This is a genomic window from Thermodesulfovibrio sp. TK500a (assembly GCF_055381765.1).
In genome coordinates, this window is sequence record NZ_AP041606.1 from 1,129,070 (window position 1) to 1,145,828 (window position 16,759).

Consider the following 16,759-nt stretch of genomic DNA (forward strand, 5'->3'; position numbering starts at 1 on the left):
TTTTCTAAAATCACCATTTTAAATATTCACATAATCAGGGATAATCAGTTCAGCTATCTCTGCATTTAATTCTTCAAAAATCCTTTCATCTTTACTTATTTCAACAAATTTTTCAAACATCAGCTTAATAAAGATTAATTCTAATTTAGCCCATTCTTCTTCAATGAAGTTTTTAATTCTATCCTCCGAATTTTCCATGTGAATTGCAATTGGAGTATTTCTTATGCCTGTAGCACAGGTGCTCAACAGCGTCCAATCTCCAGGTCCAAAACCAACTGTTTCTGATATAGCTCCCTCTGATATTCCGTAGGATTCGGTTATTATTTGTCTATCAGTCTTTCTCATCAATTTTCCTACAAAATAAGTATTAAGCTGAGCTAATACATTCGTATCGTTATAAGCAATTCTTTGGGTAGCTAATCCCAAGCCCATGCCGTATTTTCTGCCCCTTCTTGCTAACATCTGACAGGACTCTTTAACTTTCTTTATGGAACTTGATTCTTCTTCTTCACTCCTTTTTATGCTTCCTGGAATGAAAAGGTCTGCTTCATCAAAAAAGAATAGTATCGGAGGAGAGGTAATACCTCTTGACTTTCTGAAATTGTACATAAAATCAATAAAGTAAGAGGCAAAATATCTCAGAGTATTATCATTATCAGACAAAACGATTACTAAAGACTTTTCATTGTCAGATACTATTTTAAATAGTCCTTCTCTTCCAATGCTGAAAAGATAATCGGATGGCTCTTTAAATTCGTCAGCAAACTTATTTATAAATGTGTTCATTTGTTGGAGATAGGTTTCACAATATTGTATCAATTCACTGCCAAAATACTCTTCTGCCCAGTCTCTAAGATTCGTATTTATATAATTCAAGTGAGTTTTAGTGATGTTAATCGAGGTATCTTGGATTTTCTCTCTCATAAATTCAACAAATGATGTAATTTTTTGTTTTGTAACTTTTGAGCCCCTTCCTACTGTTATGTTATTTTTCAAAAATTGTCCAAATGAAAATAAGAATTTCTCTATCGACTCACCTTCGACAAACATCTTGAATACTCCTTTTGAGAGAAGGAACCTTACTATCTCTCTGATTTTATCTTTATATGTTTTCAAGGATGATGGGATAACGATTGAATCAGTTATCTCTTGAGCAGCAAGTTCAAGATTGCTTAAATTTCCTTTTAAAAATGAGTTTGCATATTTACCAAGATAACTCTCTTCAAGAATAATTACATGAGTATCATTGATTTTTGCCAAGCAGTCAGATAATAGGGTAATATATTCATTATTAACGTCAAACACTACAATATTCGTATTTTCTTCTGAATGATACATGAGATATGAAAAAAGAGATGATACTAAGTTGCTCTTACCCGCTCCAGTAGTTGCGAAAATCCCGAAGTGTCTGTTTATAAGAGAATTGTAATCAATAAATACATTTACGTTATAAAATTTGTGCAAACCGACAGGAAAAATCGTTTTCTTCTTGATTATTCCTTTGTTTATTACCTGCTCAACAATTTCATTGTTAAGTAAGTAAACTTTGTAGCCCTGAATAGGCTCCATCTCATTCTGTTTTATTAAGTATTCATTCCCTGTAACTTTAATTTCATAATCAGTTATATCAGCAAAAACTTGAATTTTCAGATTCGGAGACTCTTCTTCCTTTAGGCTTCTATTCCAATCTTTCTGCAATTTTTCAAAATCCTCTTCAAGTTTTATGCTTGATGGAGTATTCTTCATTTCTTGAATTTTGTAATAAATAGCCTTCTTATCTGTTATTTGCAATATTGAAAAGTGTTTTTCATTATCTAAAAATGATATCTCATCATCAATCGGTAGATTTATGCTTGAAAAATTCTCTGCTGCAAGAAATGCTCCCTTTGTAAGTAATTTCATGACTTCTATTGAATAGGGAAACCATATTTCACATTGAGAACCATTAACATCAATTAAATAACCTGCAATTAGTCTGTTGTGTCTTTGTTGAAAAAGCGTCTTATAAATTTCATGATTATCATTGCTCATTTTTAAACCTCTTTAGTTTGGAGATTAAATTATTGATATGAACAATTTGCATCATGTTAGGATTTTCCAAAGTTCTACAGACATGATCTATCCTTATACCAAGATTAAGTCCTGATATTGAGTCACCCCCAACCCCTCTTGTAGCAATTCCTATTATAAATCCCTCGTTTGTAAATATTGGTCCTCCGGAATTACCGGGGTTTATTGAAGCATCTGTCTGTATTGTATAGGATAAAGCGGGATTATCATGAAAATCATAAACATTACTGATAATACCTTTTGTAAAAGATAATTCAATACCGGTAATTGCATGCAGAGGGTAGCCGGCAGCATATATTTCTGAACCAATTTTTATAGGATAATTTTCTGATATAGCAAAAAAATTCTCAATATTAACATCATCTTTTCTAATTACAAATATACAAAAGTCGTATGGATATAAATCAGGGTCCTTATCTAAAAAAAAGAATGCCGATTTAGGAGCAATTATGTGTTCAATAGGAATTAAGTCATCTTTCCATTTTGCATATACACATAAGTTATCGTTTTTATCAATATGAAAAGACAAATCCTTAATTGGATTAATTACGTGAATATTTGTCATAAAAAATAATTCTGACTTATTATCCTGGTAAATTACCTGCTTATATAAAAAGGCTGTTCCATTTCCTATTATTCTGTCATTCAAAACTATATAAACTGGAATTACACTTTTCTTTGCAATTTCAAAAATGTCATCTTTTTGATTTAACTTAAATACTCTTATCATTCTTTTTTCTGAACTCTCACGGTAATTTTCTTTGTCTGATAAGTCTTCTTTATTGTCTTCAAACTTTATCTCAAACTCTAAATCAATTTTACTATCAACGTCTACATTTTCTTCTTGATTTATGTTCTCCTGTGTTTCATCAATATTAATTAGTTCTGAAATTATCTTGAAATCCTCAATTTTTGAAACATCTATTTCTTTTCCTTCAGAAAACTTTATAGGAACGAACTCAACAAATTTTTTTTCGAAATTCTCAATCGTGAAACCAACTAATTCATAATTTGAGTTTATTACAGGCAGGCCTAAGAGATTGGGCGTATATGGCATATTTAATATTATTCGGTTATTTTCAATGTCTCTTATCATAACGTTAATGCTCTTTAATTCCTCTTCTAAAGGAGAGCTATCATCGGTCAAGCAAGGAAATTTTTGGTTTTTCTCAGGAACCAATAAGATTAGGCTATCATTTTTATTAATATCTCCCTGGAAAATTTTAATTGGTTTGATAAAAAGATTAGAAATAGAGGATATAGGTATTTTTAGAGCTACTAAGTCATACTTTCCTGAAAAACTACAAAGTTGTATTTCTGAGTCTTCAATAATATCTGAAAAGTGTATTAATTTATAGTTTTTTATTTCCTTAAAAATATTCTTCCATACTTCAGAGACTTCAATATTGTTAAGCTTTTTTTCATTACAATTTTCCATTTCTTTATCATATATCTTTTCAGGTTCCTTTATTAAATTAACAATATCTCCAAACTTTGAAGGAGAAAAAAAGAGCAGGCAATTATCAGCGTCAAAATCTACAAAAACACAAATAAGTCTGGATAAATTAAAATTTAAGGTTCTAATGTTATCGCTTGAACCACAATAAATATGTGCCTTAAATGAATATCCTCGGACAGAAAGCTGCTCTTTGGTTATCATTTTTGCAACTCCAATTTATTGTATTTATTTAATCAATATTGCCCTTAACTCAGCTTTACTGTATAATTTCTACTACACACTTACTAAATAATTGATAATTTAGATTACAATTTGAAGCATTCTTAAGTACCTTTATAAATCTTTTTATTTTTATGACCTCATAAATATTGAAAGAATTAGGCAAATAGGAATATGATTTAAAGAATTTTTTTAATAACGATTTGAGAAAATTCTTAATCTTTTTAATCTGACAGTAAATAGTTAACTTATCATTTACGCCAATTAAATCCATTTTTTATCATAATAAAAATTTTAGTAAGTATTATAAAAAATGGAAATTTTTATGTCAATGAACCGAATTGCCTCATCAAAAATCTAAATGAAAATTAATCGTTGCCTCAAATAAGAAATCTAAACGAAAATACAAGCCTCTAAGAGAAAACCCTCAAGGAGGCTTAAACAGTGGGGTTAACGATGAAAGAAAGAAAAGCAATAATGGTAGGGATTTCAAAAAGGTATAAGAGAGCAACAAAAAAGCAAAAGGGTATTATACTTGATGAATTCACAGCACTGACTGAATATAATCGCACATATGCATCTTATCTCCTAAGCAACTGTGAAAAGTTATCAAACTAAGGGAGAAAATTTCACTTATAAACTTATGTATCTAAAAGTGAGGAATTTAGGTTGTAATACTTTTAAAGATTATATTTTTTCTACCTTTTCAGCTTTCATAACTTTCTTCGCTATCATAAAAACAACAAATGCAATAATAATAAAATTTATCAACTCACCCAGAAAGGCGCCATAATTTATTACAAAGGGACCAATTGATAAAGTTGCTGTTTTCCAAGCACCTTCTGGTATAAAGGGAGTAATTAATGGCATTATTATATTGTCAACAAGGGATTTAACAAGTGAAGTAGAGGCAGCTCCCATTATAAATGCAATAGCTAATGCAATTACTTTATATTCTTTCAAAAAGTCTAAAAATTCCCTAATCATTCCCATTTAACGCCCCCTTTCTAATTTTTCTAAATTATAAAACAATATATTTATATTTTCAACAAAAAATCCTTTTACTAAAGTTGAAGTTCTCTAAAAGATATGACCTCTGAATTTAGCTATTAGCTCACAACTAATAACAAAATCTAAAAGCTTGTGAGCAAGTAAATTTAATCTATGAATAATTCAAACTAAATATTCTCAACCATCTCCCACACACCGCAGGGGCAGATGCCTACGCAGAATCCGCAGGCTATGCATTTGTTGTCATCTACTACGTATTCAAATCTGCCATCAGGCTTTTCAACTCTGCTTATAGCACCCCAGAAACAGGTCATCTCGCACATGTGGCAGTCTCTACAGGAACCGCAGGATAGACACCTCTCTGCCTCTTGCTCAAGGGATGTAACAGCTCGGCAGCGTTCATAGTAGTCAATTTTTATCTTTTCATAGGGGATACGGGGTCTTAAGTCTCTTGTAATTGGGGCATGCATGAGTTCTCCATGGAGATATTCTGCAAGAAGTCTTCCATGTCCTATTGCATGGGTTACAAGTCCAAGTCCTGTTACATCGCCGATTGCAAAAACTTTAGGATGGGATGTCTGGAAGAATTCATTTATTACAAGCCAGCCTTTCTCAGTATGAATCTGGTGAGGGATAAAGTCTAAGTCAGGCATATCACCTATTGCCATTATTACAAAATCAGCATCAAGATTTGTTCCGTCAGTGAAGTATATTTTTTTCTCCTCTGGTACATATTTTTCTGTTATTTTAGGCCATATAATCTCCACACCTTTCTGTTTTGCATACTGAAGTTCAGCGCCATAGGCAGCTGGTTTCTGAATATCAACTGCCGTAACCGATGCTGCACCACAGAGGAATGCCTCAACTCCTGTATCCATTCCTACATTTCCAGCACCAATTATTACTACTCTCTTACCTTGCAAGTCATAGGTTTTTCCTCTGTTTATATCTCTCATGAACTCATAGGCTGAGACAGTATGTTCAGAGCCAGGGAAAGGAACTTTCCTTGGTTTATGAGCACCTACTGCTATGATTATGAATTCATACTCCTTGAGAAGCTGCTCAAATAGCTCTTTTGTGACCTTCGTATTGAGCCTTATGTCAGTTACTACTTCTTTAAATCGCTCTATTTCCCTGTGAAGTATCTCTTTGTTTAGTCTATGCTCGGGAATACAGAGCTCAATTTTACCTCCAATTTTATCTGTTGCCTCAAAAATTGTTACATCATGTCCTTTAAGGCTAAGTTGCCAAGCTGCAGACATTCCTGCAGGTCCTGCACCAATTATGGCTACTTTGTGTCCAGTAGTTTTTGGTTTCTTAGGTGCTGGAAGCTCAAGAGATGCTTTACCGAACTCTTTAACAGAAATGGGCATATCAATTATTCCACGGGTACATGCCTGCATACAAAGATTTGGACATATCATTCCACAGACTGTTGCTGGTAAGGGGCTGTATTCAAGAACCATCTCTATTGCCTCTTTTACTTTGCCCAGTCTAATCAGGGCAGTTCTCTTATGAGTTGGTATGTGAGTAGGACAGCTGTATGCACAAGGTGGTGCATACTTTTCATTTGCCCAAATGGGTTTATATCTACGGTACTCACCAGTTACGATGTATGGAATAATTGTTGGTTCGTGGTCAACATATTCGGCAAAGATTCCGCCCTTTCCAACTTCCTTTTCCCAGTAGTTTTTCCTGAACTCATCCATTGATACCTTAAACCACCTTCTCTGCCTTCTCTCTTGAGGTGTGTATGGGACAAGTTTATGCCATTCATTTGGGCTCTTTGTAAGTTCATCGTAAAGTTCAATTCTTTCTATTGCAGTAAGATAGGGCTTAAGATTTTCACAGAGCCAATTCCAGTCCTGCTCAGTTATCTCAAGGAGTTTCACATCTCTCTCTGAATATCCGTCAATTCTACCACGGAAATAGATAACTCCGCCGACCATTCCTACACAGGGTCTATATCCAAGGACACTTCTTGGATTTCTTGGATTTACTCCGCATATTACTGCAATTCCACCAGCCTTAAACTCAGCGAATGAGTCACCCACATCTCTTAAATACCAAGACTGGGGTGGGTCAAAGCGAGGGTTATGTTTAGTCATTGTATCACAACGGGCACCACCACTTCCCTGAACATAGAGAATTCCCTGGGCAGCGGCATTCCATGCTCCGTTTGTTGCATCACCAAGCACTGTAATCTTTGCTCCACAGTTAAGCCATCCTACGTCATCGGAGACACCACCTTTGATAACTATCTCTGTTCCGAACATTCCCATGGAACCACATCTTTGCCCAACTGGACCTTCAATTGTAATCCTTATTGGCTCTCCCTGAGGATAGAGTCTTCCTCCAATTCCATGCTGTCCGTCTGCATGTATATGAAGATTTCTTGCACCATCTCTTACTGATTCCTGAATAAACTCCTCAAGAATTCTTGAGGGAACTCTTTTTCCGTTAATATTGCCGTATATGGTGACAGTTCTTGAATCAGTCCATCTTACAGCATCCTTATAGGAAATCACTGACTCATGGAGTCCAACCTTTGGTGTTTCTTTTTGTTCTTTTCTTTTAGCAGGCATAGCTTATCTCCAACCTTTCTGCCATTTCCTTATCATCTATACTTAAACCGTCAGACATTCCAATTGGAAGCTCTGTGCTTCTTCCCATCGGTGCAAATATCTTACGAAGCTCTACATCAGCAGCCTTAAAGACCTCTACCACTCTTTCTGCTACTTTATCGGGATCAAGACGCCTATAAAGCTTTGGGTCTTGAGTTGCAATTCCTCTTGGACATTTACCAGTGTTACACATGTTGCAGCGGTTATACTCATCTCCAAGGCAGTCAGCTGTAGCCTGCATTATGTATTTTCCTATGGCAACAGCTGATGCACCAAGCATAATTAGAGCTGCTGTATTAGCTGCAAGATTGCCTTTTTTACCAATTCCTCCTGCAGCAATAAGAGGAAGCTCATTCTGTTTACCCTGCTTTACGAGGTCAAGGTAGCATTCTCTAATGTTTGATGCAATAGGATGTCCCATTTTATCAAGGGATACATTGTATGCTGCTCCTGTTCCACCGTCTTCTCCGTCTATGCAGAGCGCTGCGGCATAGGGATTACGGGCAAGGTTATTTAACACTGCCTTGGCAGTTCTTGTTCCTGAGATTTTCGGATAAACAGGCACTCTGAAGCCAAAAGCCATGGACATGGACTGAATCATCTTCATAACAGCCTCTTCTATAGAATACTTTGTCTGGTGCGTAGGCGGAGAGGGAAGGTCAACAAACTTTGGCACACCTCTAATTTCAGCAATTAGCTTAATTACCTTTGGTGCCATAAGAAGTCCACCGTCACCAGGTTTTGCACCCTGACCGTACTTTATCTCAATTGCTGCTGGGTCTTCAGTCATGTAAGGCAATGTATGAATAATGCTATCCCAGCCAAAATAACCAGAGGCAATCTGAAGGATGAAATACTTTACGTATCTTGATTTAAGAAGTCTTGGAGGGAATCCTCCTTCACCAGAGCACATGACAACAGGAATTCCTTCAACTTCATTTAAGTAAGCCACACCCATAGCAAGTCCTTCCCACATGTGAGGCGAGAGCGCTCCAATTGACATGCTACCAATCATTATTGGGAATATCTCTCTTACAGGTGGAATGAACTTACCTGAAGATTTATCAACTACGAGTCTGCCATCTTCAACTTTAAGGGGTAATTCCTCTGGTGGAAGAATTCTTCCAATGTAGGAGCGAACTCTGAATTCATGTCTTCCTGCATCCAAGGCAGGGTCTGTAAGCATAGATATTCTTGTAAATTTTATTCTGTCAAGGGTAGATACACCGGGGTCATTTCTTCTACCACCTCTTTTATATCCTTCACCGCCACGATTTTTGTAGAATAGAAATTTATTTTGAGGATTGTATTCAGGTTCAATAGCATTATTGGGACAGACAAGGGCACACATGGCACAGCCTGTGCAGTAGTTCTCCATATTGTCAACCTGTTCAATCACATGAATGATTCTTCTTACAGGTCTTGGCTTTGGTGTGTCTCCTCCTGATTCGATAACTCTCATGTATTTTACAGCAGGCTTAATCGCACCGTTTGGACATACAGCAGTGCACTGCCCACAACGTTTACAACGGTCTTCTCTCCATCTAACAATGTAGGGAAATTCTTTTATGGTTAATTTATGATTGTAGTCAAGCTTTAAGCCTGTAGCTGGTTCCATACCTTAACCTCCTTAGCCTCCGGTGATACAATCACCATATCATACTTCATTGGATATATATCCTTAGATTTATCTCTTTCAGGAATTACTTTATCAAGACCACAAAGCTCTGACATAAGGGCATACTTACCTTTAACTCCGCCTACAACTCCTGGTCTTAGTTTCTTCGCATCCTGAACCATAAAACAGGTTCCATCGGGAATAAATCCGATTACCATATTAGGACCGTCAATGCAAAGGGGTCTAAGTGACTGCTTAATTAGGGATAGGGCTTCTCTGTCAGGTCTCTGTTCAATCTCCTGCCATTTAAGAGGAGTAATTACATCTTTATAATATGTAAGTGGAAAGCCAAGTCTTTTATTGGTGTAATGAAGGATGTGACAGAAAACTTCACTGTCAGAGTTGTATCCCATGTATCCAGGAAAGCCTCTGCTCATCAAAAACTCTCTTATGGGAACAAAGGCTGTGTTTTCACCATTTGTCATAGTGCAGTAACCCTGAAGGAAAAAGGGATGGCATGCATAAAGATATATCTGATAATTAGTGTTCTGGCGCCCCTGAGCAAAAATGACCTTTGCCTTAAGAATATCTTTATCTAATCCGAAAAACTCTGCTACCTCAAGGGGGTCACCGACTTCTTTGAGAGTTATAACATCTGGGTAGAAGGAGAAAACAAAAATTGATTCATCGGCTTCTCCCATTCTTCTTAAGGCAAGACGAGTATTCATCAAAAGCTGTTCTTTCTCCTCAAAGGGTTTGTCTTTCCACTCTTCAGGATAATCATAGACACCGGCAAAGTAGAAATCCCTTGCCACTATTCCTTTAACAGGTTTTATTTTTGGTCTCCATCGGTAAATCAATTTGAACCCCATCTCATCCATGTAGGCATCAAGAACTTCTCTACCCCTATTTGAACATATTCCAGATAGAATTGGATAATCTTTTAGGTCCTTGAAATCTCCACCAAGGTCTTTAAGGGTAAGTCCTAGTCCAGAGCCATCATGCCCTTCTTTCATTGTTTCAAGGGCAAGGATGTTCTCCATAGGTGAAAAATACTTTGAAGAGCTTATCGCTGCAAGTCTACACATTATAAATCTCCACTTTCAATTTTCCATCGGCAAAAGGTTGCCATATATTATACCTTATATAAAAACATACATTTTTGTCAAACTTAAACTTTTGTTCAGTCAGGATTGTGAAGAATCTTTATGTAACAGTCTTTCGGTATTCTTACTTTTTTATCAGAGAGAAATTTATATTTATCAATAGAAAAATAAGAGCCTTTTCTAATACTAAGCCAACTTTCTTTCTCTGAAAAATCTCTTTTCAGTTTTTCCATATCAATTAATTCTCCTCTCCAGCATGCCCATAACCTGCTTTTTCCCTTCTCATTTAGCAGATGACTCGTGTTCTTTACTATTTCACCTTGCCATTCAAATGTATCAGATATATTTATTTTGTCCTTTCTCAATATACAGTAACTAAACTTAAGATAGTTTATCTGCAAACCTACTGCACTTAGAAATTTTAGATATTCCGGTGAAGCCCATCTTCTCTCTTCATAGCACCAGTTATTTACCTTAAGAGCAGCGCAGGGAAGGTCATTAAGACAGGGACTGTATGGATAAAAATTGAACTCCTTGATAAGCTCATCCCTTAGGCTATGAAGCCTCATTGAAGCTTTCTTCGTGCCCGGCTCAACTATGATAATGGTAAATTCAGGATTTTTATAAGTAAAAGGCCTAATGAAGCTTAAAAAATCCTCTTTACTGATTTCATTTTTATCAAACAACTCACCTACGGAGTTAGAAAAAATCATAATATCTGGATTTAATTCTCTCAGTTGATTATAGACTTTAATGTTAGCAGCGCTTGCATTGATAAAATTGAAGTTTAAAGATAATCCCTTAACAGAACTATTTTTAATTAACTTTTCGCCCACCTTAATTGCCTTTTCTTCCTGCTCTATGCCTACATATCTAATGTACTGCAATTGCCTTCTATAGTTACTGATAACGTCTAAAATTGCAACTACGGCAGGTGCCGGTCCGCAGCCGATATCAACTATTTTAATATCTTTTTTATCGAACACCTGAGGATGCATCAATAGTTCACAAAAAAAACTCCGAATTTTTGAAAGGGTCAATGGAACAAAATAAAGAAGATAGCCTTTTAACAATTCTTCGTCTCTCATGTAATTAAGAGGAAGACTGTCTTCAGCATTTTTAAAAATATCTGAAATTCTGAAAATAGCATTTTTAATCTCTTGCTTTGAAGGTTTTTTGTCTTTAAAGGTAAGCTCTAAGAGAAAATTATATAACTTTTCCAAAACCGAGCATCTCAGATTATCCAGAGGGAGGCTAACATACTAACCTCCCTCTGAGCTAAAATATCTTATTACTTTACAGCTTCCTTTAATGATTTACCAGCGGTAAATTTTGGAACTTTTGTGGCGGGGATTTTAATCTCTTGGCCTGTCCGAGGATTTCTACCCTTTCTTGCTTTTCTTTTTGAAACATAAAAACTTCCAAAACCAACAAGTGTTACCTTATCTCCTTTTTTAAGAGATTCCTTAACAGCATCAATCATGGCATCAAGAGCTTTTCCTGCTTCAGCTTTTGTCAAACCTGCTTTGCTTGCAATCTTACCAATCAAATCTGCTTTTGTCATAACTTCTACCTCCTTTTATATTGATAAATATAGCTTGATGTAAACAATAACAAATTTTTCACATAATGTCAAGTATTTTTTTGAATTTAAATAAAAAATTTTTCTTAATTTTTCACATAAAGAGCAAGGGATTTTTCAACGGCAAGAAGTTTATAATGCCATAAAAATACACTTTAAAGCCTTGAGGCTTTACTAAAATCTTAATTTTATGTTAATTTTTAAAATTAATCCTATAGGAAAGGTGGTGAAGAAAATGGCAATTTCTACTGAGAGAAAAAGAGAAATAATTGAAAATTTCAAAACCCATGCCTCTGACACAGGTTCTCCAGAGGTTCAGATTGCATTGATGACCGAAAGAATCAACTATCTTACCGAGCATTTTAAAACACACAAAAAAGACCATCACTCCAGAAGAGGGCTAATCAAATTAGTAGCCCAAAGAAGAAAGCTTTTAAACTATCTTAAAAAAATTGACAGAGAAAGATACGGCAAGATAATTGAGAGACTTAGCCTAAGAAAATAACTTAAAAGAGGTCAAGGTGGAAGTAGAAATAGAGATTAAAGGGAAGAAAGTTGTTTTACAAACTGGCTTTATTGCAAGGCAAACAGATGCTTCGGTGTTGGCAAAATATGGCGATACTTATGTCTTATGCACTGTTGTTGCAGAAAAAAGCCCTAAAGAGAGCGTAGATTTTGTTCCTTTAACTATTGATTATCAGGAAAAGGCTTACTCTGCCGGAAAAATTCCAGGAGGTTTCTTTAAAAGGGAGGGAAAACCTACAGATAGAGAAGTATTAGTCTCCCGCCTTATTGACAGACCAATAAGACCTCTTTTCCCAGAGGGTTATAACTACGAAACCCAAGGCATAGCGTCAGTGCTTTCCTACGGTGATGAAAATATCGCTGATATTTTAAGCATAATCGGTATGTCCGCAGCACTGACCATATCAGATATTCCTTTTCTTGGACCTGTTGGCGCCGTAAGAGTAGGAAAGATTGGAGACGAATTTATTCTCAATCCTGACAATACGGAAATTGAAAAAAGCTCTCTTAATCTTGTTGTTGCCGGCACTGAAGAGGCTGTTACAATGGTAGAGGGAGGAGCTACCGAATGTAGCGAAGAAACACTTGTAGAAGCACTCAAATTCGCTCATATTCACATTAAAGAAACTATATACCTGCAAAAAGAACTTCAACAAAAAATCGGCAAGCCAAAAAGAACAATACAACAAACTGATAATTTGCAGGAATTAAAAGACTTAATCAAGACATATATAAATGAAAAAATTGAGAAAGCTCTTTTCATCAAAGAAAAATTAATAAGACAAAGTTCAATAGAAGAGTTATTAACAGACTGCCTAAATACATTCAATACAGAAGAGTTTAGGTTAAAACTATTCGGCAATAAGGACAAAGACATCTCCACTGATATAGCAAAAATATTTGACAAAATAGTTAAAGAATTCTTGCGGCAAGCAATAATACAAAAAGGTATCAGGGTGGATGGAAGAAAACCCGATGAAATAAGAGCCATAAGCTGTGTGACTGGAATACTACCAAGAGTTCACGGTTCTGCCCTTTTCACAAGAGGAGAAACGCAAGCTCTTGTAGCGACCACTCTTGGAACTTCAGAGGATGAGCAGAAAGTTGATTCACTGGAAGGAGAAGTTTCGAAGTCTTTTATGCTCCATTATAATTTTCTCCCATTTAGCGTAGGAGAAGTTAAACCCCTCAGAGCTCCAGGAAGAAGAGAAATAGGTCATGGCTATCTTGCAGAAAGGGCGTTAAGTTATGTAATTCCCTCTAAAGAGGAGTTCCCCTACACCATAAGAGTTGTCTCGGATATACTTGAATCGAATGGTTCTTCGTCAATGGCAACAGTATGTGGAGCAACTCTATCTCTCATGGATGCAGGAGTACCAATAAAAGCACCCGTTGCAGGAGTTGCAATGGGTTTAATAAAAGAGGGAGATAAAACAGTAATACTCACCGATATTCTGGGAATGGAAGACCATTACGGAGATATGGATTTTAAGGTAGCAGGCACTGAAAATGGAATTACAGCTTTTCAAATGGATGTTAAAATTTCTGGAATAGATTATGAGACATTTAACAGAGCACTTCAACAGGCCAAAGAAGCAAGACTTTTTATACTTAAGAAAATGTCAGAAACCATATCATCACCAAAAAAAGAACTTTCACCCTTTGCCCCAAGAATATACACTATTCAAGTCAAGCCAGAAAAAATAAGAGACATAATTGGAACTGGCGGAAAAGTAATAAAAGGGATTATTGAAGAGACTGGTGTCAAAATCGACATCGAAGACAAAGAAGGAATTGTTAAAATCGCATCCTCCAATGAAGCCTCTGCTCTTAAAGCAATAGAGATAATAAAAGGTATTACGCAAGAGGCAGAGCTTGGCAAGATTTACATGGGTAAGGTCACAAGGATAGTTGATTTTGGAGCTTTTGTGGAAATCTTACCTGGCGTTGAAGGCCTTCTTCATATTTCACAGCTTGCCGATAAAAGAGTGCAGAAAGTCTCTGATATAATTAAAATTGGCGAGAAAATTCCCGTCAAAGTTATTGAAATAGACGAGTTGGGAAGGACTCGTTTAAGCAGAAAAGAAGCACTTAAAGAAATAGAAGGCAAATCCTCATAATCCATTGAGAGTAAAAAAGACATATCTATTCTCTAAAATTCCTGTTGTAATGTGTAGAATGCCCCATCTGCACTCCGTTGTTATAGGAATTTGGATAAAACATGGCTCAAGAGATGAACCCTTTGAAAAAAACGGAATTTCCCACTTTATAGAACATCTATTCTTTCAGGGGACTAAAAATAGAGATGCTAAAGCTATCTCTTTTGCAATCGATAGTCTCGGAGGAGATATTAATGCCTTTACCTCACGAGAGTTTACTGTTCTTTATGTAAAAATTCTCGATAAATGTCTTGAAAAAGGCATAGAGCTCCTATGCGATATTTTCTCAAATCCAATTTTCCCACAAGAAGAAATAGAGAAAGAGCGTTCTGTTATACTCGATGAACTTCGAACAATAAATGATACACCAGATGAACTCATACATGACCTTTTCATGGAAAAGGCTTTTCCCGATGGACTTGGTAAACCAATACTTGGCAAAGAAAATACTATTTCGGCAATTACCAGAGAAGATATAATAAACTTCCATGAAAAATACTATCATTCCTCTAACTGCATAATTAGTTGTGCAGGCAATTTCAATGAGGACATGTTGCTTAATATGCTTGAGAGAAACTTATGCTTAAGGGACTTCCCAGTGAGAAAACAAGTTATTCCCTCTGTTTTTTTACCTTCCATTAATGTCTACGAAAAAGAGCTAAATGAAGTCCATCTATCTGTTGGAATGGAAACCTTTCCCTTTACAAATCCTTTAAGATATGCTTTAACAATTCTCAATTGCATAATAGGAGGGTCTGTTAGTTCGAGGCTTTTTCAGGAGATAAGAGAAAAAAGAGGCCTTGTATACAATATTTTTTCTTATGTATCCTTTTACTTAGATACAGGCGTATTCGATATTTATACTGCCTGTAGCAGAAACAACCTCAACAAAATACTTGAACTCATAATGAAGATTATAAAAGAAATTCCCGAAAACATAAAAGAAGAAGAAATCGAAAGAGCCAAAATTCAGACAATCTCTCAGCTACTTTTTTCTTCTGAGTCACCAGCCTCTGTTATGCACAATTTAGCATACAATGAACTTTATTATAATGAGCCTTATGAAGTTAAAGAGCATATTAAAAAATTTAAATCCATCAAAACAACAGAAATAATAGAAGTCGCCTCAATACTTAAGGAAAAGTTACATGCAATTACAGTTCTTGGGCCTATAACAAGAAGAGATATCGACTTTTAAGTATCAGGGGCGAAAACCGCCCCTGATAACTACTTATGCTGCCTCTTGTTTCCTGATAGATTCCTCTCTGACAGCAGCCTTAGCAAATACCATAGCTGTTGCCCTGTAGACCATATGAGCCATCTTCGAGTGAGGTGCATATGTGAAGAGAGTAAACACAAATACTAAATGAGCTACGTATGAGGCATAAGCTAATGTGCCTGCATCGGCAAGTCTTAAGAGTTCTGCCATAAAACCTGTTATGCCTACGCCAAGAATAATGGTAATCAAAAGCCAGTCGAAATAGCTACCGATTCCCTGTTTTACTGCATTTTTAGACCTGTTTGCTATTATGTAAAACATTCCTATCAAAAGGGCGATACCACTTACATTACCAATTATCTTAACGATGTTTGTCTGTGGATACGGAGATTCCCATCTAAGACCCCACTCATAGAAAGCCGCTATTCCAGTTGTGATTGCCAATCCAATGAATGCATAGAGTACAAGAAGATGAGCAGTTGTTCTTGACTTGTTAAAGGTGCAGAGCTGAAACTTTTTGTGAGCTAATATGTCTATTATTGTCTCTTTGATACAGTTATAGATGTCCTTTCTTTTTAACTCCATTCCATCGGTAAGGTCAAGCCAGTACTTTTTTACTCCCAGATAGAAACATATAACTGCAAAGCCTGCAGCAGCCATGAAAGGAACATCAATCCAAGGAACAGCTGGTAGGAATTTTGAATAGGCTAACTCTCCATGTTCACCTCTTGGTATCTCTGTTCCAGTGAAATAACCAAGTAGAAAAAGCTCACCAAGGAATAGTAGTATTGGAAACAGAAACAGAAGCAGTAAATACTTAGGGTCTGCTACCCAGTTAGCAAGAAAAGAAGGAGGAGAGTAATTTTTAATCATTAGCTTTCTTACGGCGCCTAAAACCTCTCCAGGCTTTGCTCCTCTGGGGCAGTAGGCAGTACAATCACCACAGTGATGGCAGAGCCAGATGTCAGGATTTTTAAATAACTTTTCCTTCAAACCCCATTGAGCATAAAGCATTTCTTTTCTTGGAAACGGTTTGTCCTCTGGTGAGAGATTGCACACTACCGTACACGTAGAGCATTGATAACATTTCTTTAAAGACTCTCCACCAGCTTTAATAATCTCCTTTGCAAACTGTAAATCTGGTCTTACTGGTTTATCCATCTCTTC

13 protein-coding genes are annotated in these 16,759 nt (G+C 36.1%); 4 read left to right on the top strand and 9 right to left on the bottom strand.

Going from position 1 to position 16,759, the window contains the following annotated elements:
* Positions 1 to 18: 18 nt before the first annotated feature.
* Positions 19 to 2,031, bottom strand: coding sequence for an ATP-binding protein (locus ACZ430_RS06035; RefSeq protein ID WP_297212373.1), 2,013 nt, complete (start codon positions 2,029 to 2,031; stop codon positions 19 to 21).
* Complete coding sequence (locus ACZ430_RS06040) at positions 2,021 to 3,730, bottom strand: S1 family peptidase (protein ID WP_297212376.1); 1,710 nt, start codon at positions 3,728 to 3,730, stop codon at positions 2,021 to 2,023. Before ACZ430_RS06040 ends, ACZ430_RS06035 begins: the two co-directional genes overlap by 11 nt.
* A 474-nt stretch (positions 3,731 to 4,204) precedes the next feature.
* Between ACZ430_RS06040 and ACZ430_RS06045 the strand changes: the two genes are divergently transcribed.
* Positions 4,205 to 4,366 carry a hypothetical protein gene (locus ACZ430_RS06045; RefSeq protein WP_297212437.1) on the top strand — a complete coding sequence of 54 codons (162 nt, stop codon included), beginning with the start codon at positions 4,205 to 4,207 and terminating at the stop codon, positions 4,364 to 4,366.
* Between the two features lie 69 nt (positions 4,367 to 4,435).
* Here the strand turns inward: ACZ430_RS06045 and ACZ430_RS06050 are convergent, their stop codons facing one another.
* The 6 genes from ACZ430_RS06050 to ACZ430_RS06075 form a co-directional block, all read right to left on the bottom strand.
* On the bottom strand, positions 4,436 to 4,741 hold the full coding sequence (locus ACZ430_RS06050; RefSeq protein ID WP_297212384.1) for a large conductance mechanosensitive channel protein MscL: 306 nt from the start codon (positions 4,739 to 4,741) through the stop codon (positions 4,436 to 4,438).
* Positions 4,742 to 4,926: 185 nt separating this feature from the next.
* Positions 4,927 to 7,344: an FAD-dependent oxidoreductase gene (locus tag ACZ430_RS06055; RefSeq protein ID WP_297212387.1), complete on the bottom strand. Its 2,418-nt coding sequence runs from the start codon at positions 7,342 to 7,344 to the stop codon at positions 4,927 to 4,929.
* Positions 7,334 to 9,001, bottom strand: coding sequence for a glutamate synthase-related protein (locus tag ACZ430_RS06060; protein WP_297212390.1), 1,668 nt, complete (start codon positions 8,999 to 9,001; stop codon positions 7,334 to 7,336). The genes ACZ430_RS06055 and ACZ430_RS06060 overlap by 11 nt, the downstream gene beginning before the upstream one ends.
* A complete protein-coding gene (locus tag ACZ430_RS06065; protein WP_297212393.1) occupies positions 8,980 to 10,089 on the bottom strand; it encodes a class II glutamine amidotransferase domain-containing protein in 1,110 nt (369 codons plus the stop codon). The genes ACZ430_RS06060 and ACZ430_RS06065 overlap by 22 nt, the downstream gene beginning before the upstream one ends.
* A gap of 95 nt (positions 10,090 to 10,184) precedes the next feature.
* Positions 10,185 to 11,330, bottom strand: a complete 1,146-nt coding sequence (locus ACZ430_RS06070; protein ID WP_464910436.1) for a small ribosomal subunit Rsm22 family protein — start codon at positions 11,328 to 11,330, stop codon at positions 10,185 to 10,187.
* A 68-nt stretch (positions 11,331 to 11,398) separates the two neighbouring features.
* A complete protein-coding gene (locus ACZ430_RS06075) occupies positions 11,399 to 11,671 on the bottom strand; it encodes an HU family DNA-binding protein (RefSeq protein ID WP_297212400.1) in 273 nt (90 codons plus the stop codon).
* Between the two features lie 253 nt (positions 11,672 to 11,924).
* Between ACZ430_RS06075 and rpsO the strand changes: the two genes are divergently transcribed.
* The 3 genes from rpsO to ACZ430_RS06090 are packed head-to-tail and all read left to right on the top strand — an operon-like array spanning position 11,925 to position 15,571.
* The gene (rpsO, locus tag ACZ430_RS06080; RefSeq protein WP_297212403.1) at positions 11,925 to 12,194 is read left to right on the top strand and encodes a 30S ribosomal protein S15; all 270 of its coding nucleotides are present in this window, start codon (positions 11,925 to 11,927) and stop codon (positions 12,192 to 12,194) included.
* A 16-nt stretch (positions 12,195 to 12,210) separates the two neighbouring features.
* A complete protein-coding gene (gene pnp, locus ACZ430_RS06085; protein ID WP_297212407.1) occupies positions 12,211 to 14,334 on the top strand; it encodes a polyribonucleotide nucleotidyltransferase in 2,124 nt (707 codons plus the stop codon).
* A 58-nt stretch (positions 14,335 to 14,392) separates the two neighbouring features.
* Complete coding sequence (locus tag ACZ430_RS06090) at positions 14,393 to 15,571, top strand: M16 family metallopeptidase (protein ID WP_297212409.1); 1,179 nt, start codon at positions 14,393 to 14,395, stop codon at positions 15,569 to 15,571.
* Between the two features lie 33 nt (positions 15,572 to 15,604).
* On the opposite strand, the gene qmoC is transcribed toward ACZ430_RS06090, so the two are convergent.
* Positions 15,605 to 16,753, bottom strand: coding sequence for a quinone-interacting membrane-bound oxidoreductase complex subunit QmoC (gene qmoC / locus ACZ430_RS06095; protein ID WP_297212412.1), 1,149 nt, complete (start codon positions 16,751 to 16,753; stop codon positions 15,605 to 15,607).
* Positions 16,754 to 16,759 lie beyond the last annotated feature (6 nt).

Excerpts from the sequence above, each read along its gene's own strand:
- ACZ430_RS06035 (WP_297212373.1), bottom strand. The coding sequence starts at position 2,031 with ATGAGCAATGATAATCATGAAATTTATAAGACGCTTTTTCAACAAAGA.
- ACZ430_RS06040 (WP_297212376.1), bottom strand. The coding sequence starts at position 3,730 with ATGATAACCAAAGAGCAGCTTTCTGTCCGAGGATATTCATTTAAGGCA.
- ACZ430_RS06045 (WP_297212437.1), top strand. The coding sequence starts at position 4,205 with ATGAAAGAAAGAAAAGCAATAATGGTAGGGATTTCAAAAAGGTATAAG.
- ACZ430_RS06050 (WP_297212384.1), bottom strand. The coding sequence starts at position 4,741 with ATGGGAATGATTAGGGAATTTTTAGACTTTTTGAAAGAATATAAAGTA.
- ACZ430_RS06055 (WP_297212387.1), bottom strand. The coding sequence starts at position 7,344 with ATGCCTGCTAAAAGAAAAGAACAAAAAGAAACACCAAAGGTTGGACTC.
- ACZ430_RS06060 (WP_297212390.1), bottom strand. The coding sequence starts at position 9,001 with ATGGAACCAGCTACAGGCTTAAAGCTTGACTACAATCATAAATTAACC.
- ACZ430_RS06065 (WP_297212393.1), bottom strand. The coding sequence starts at position 10,089 with ATGTGTAGACTTGCAGCGATAAGCTCTTCAAAGTATTTTTCACCTATG.
- ACZ430_RS06075 (WP_297212400.1), bottom strand. The coding sequence starts at position 11,671 with ATGACAAAAGCAGATTTGATTGGTAAGATTGCAAGCAAAGCAGGTTTG.
- rpsO (WP_297212403.1), top strand. The coding sequence starts at position 11,925 with ATGGCAATTTCTACTGAGAGAAAAAGAGAAATAATTGAAAATTTCAAA.
- ACZ430_RS06090 (WP_297212409.1), top strand. The coding sequence starts at position 14,393 with ATGCCCCATCTGCACTCCGTTGTTATAGGAATTTGGATAAAACATGGC.
- qmoC (WP_297212412.1), bottom strand. The coding sequence starts at position 16,753 with ATGGATAAACCAGTAAGACCAGATTTACAGTTTGCAAAGGAGATTATT.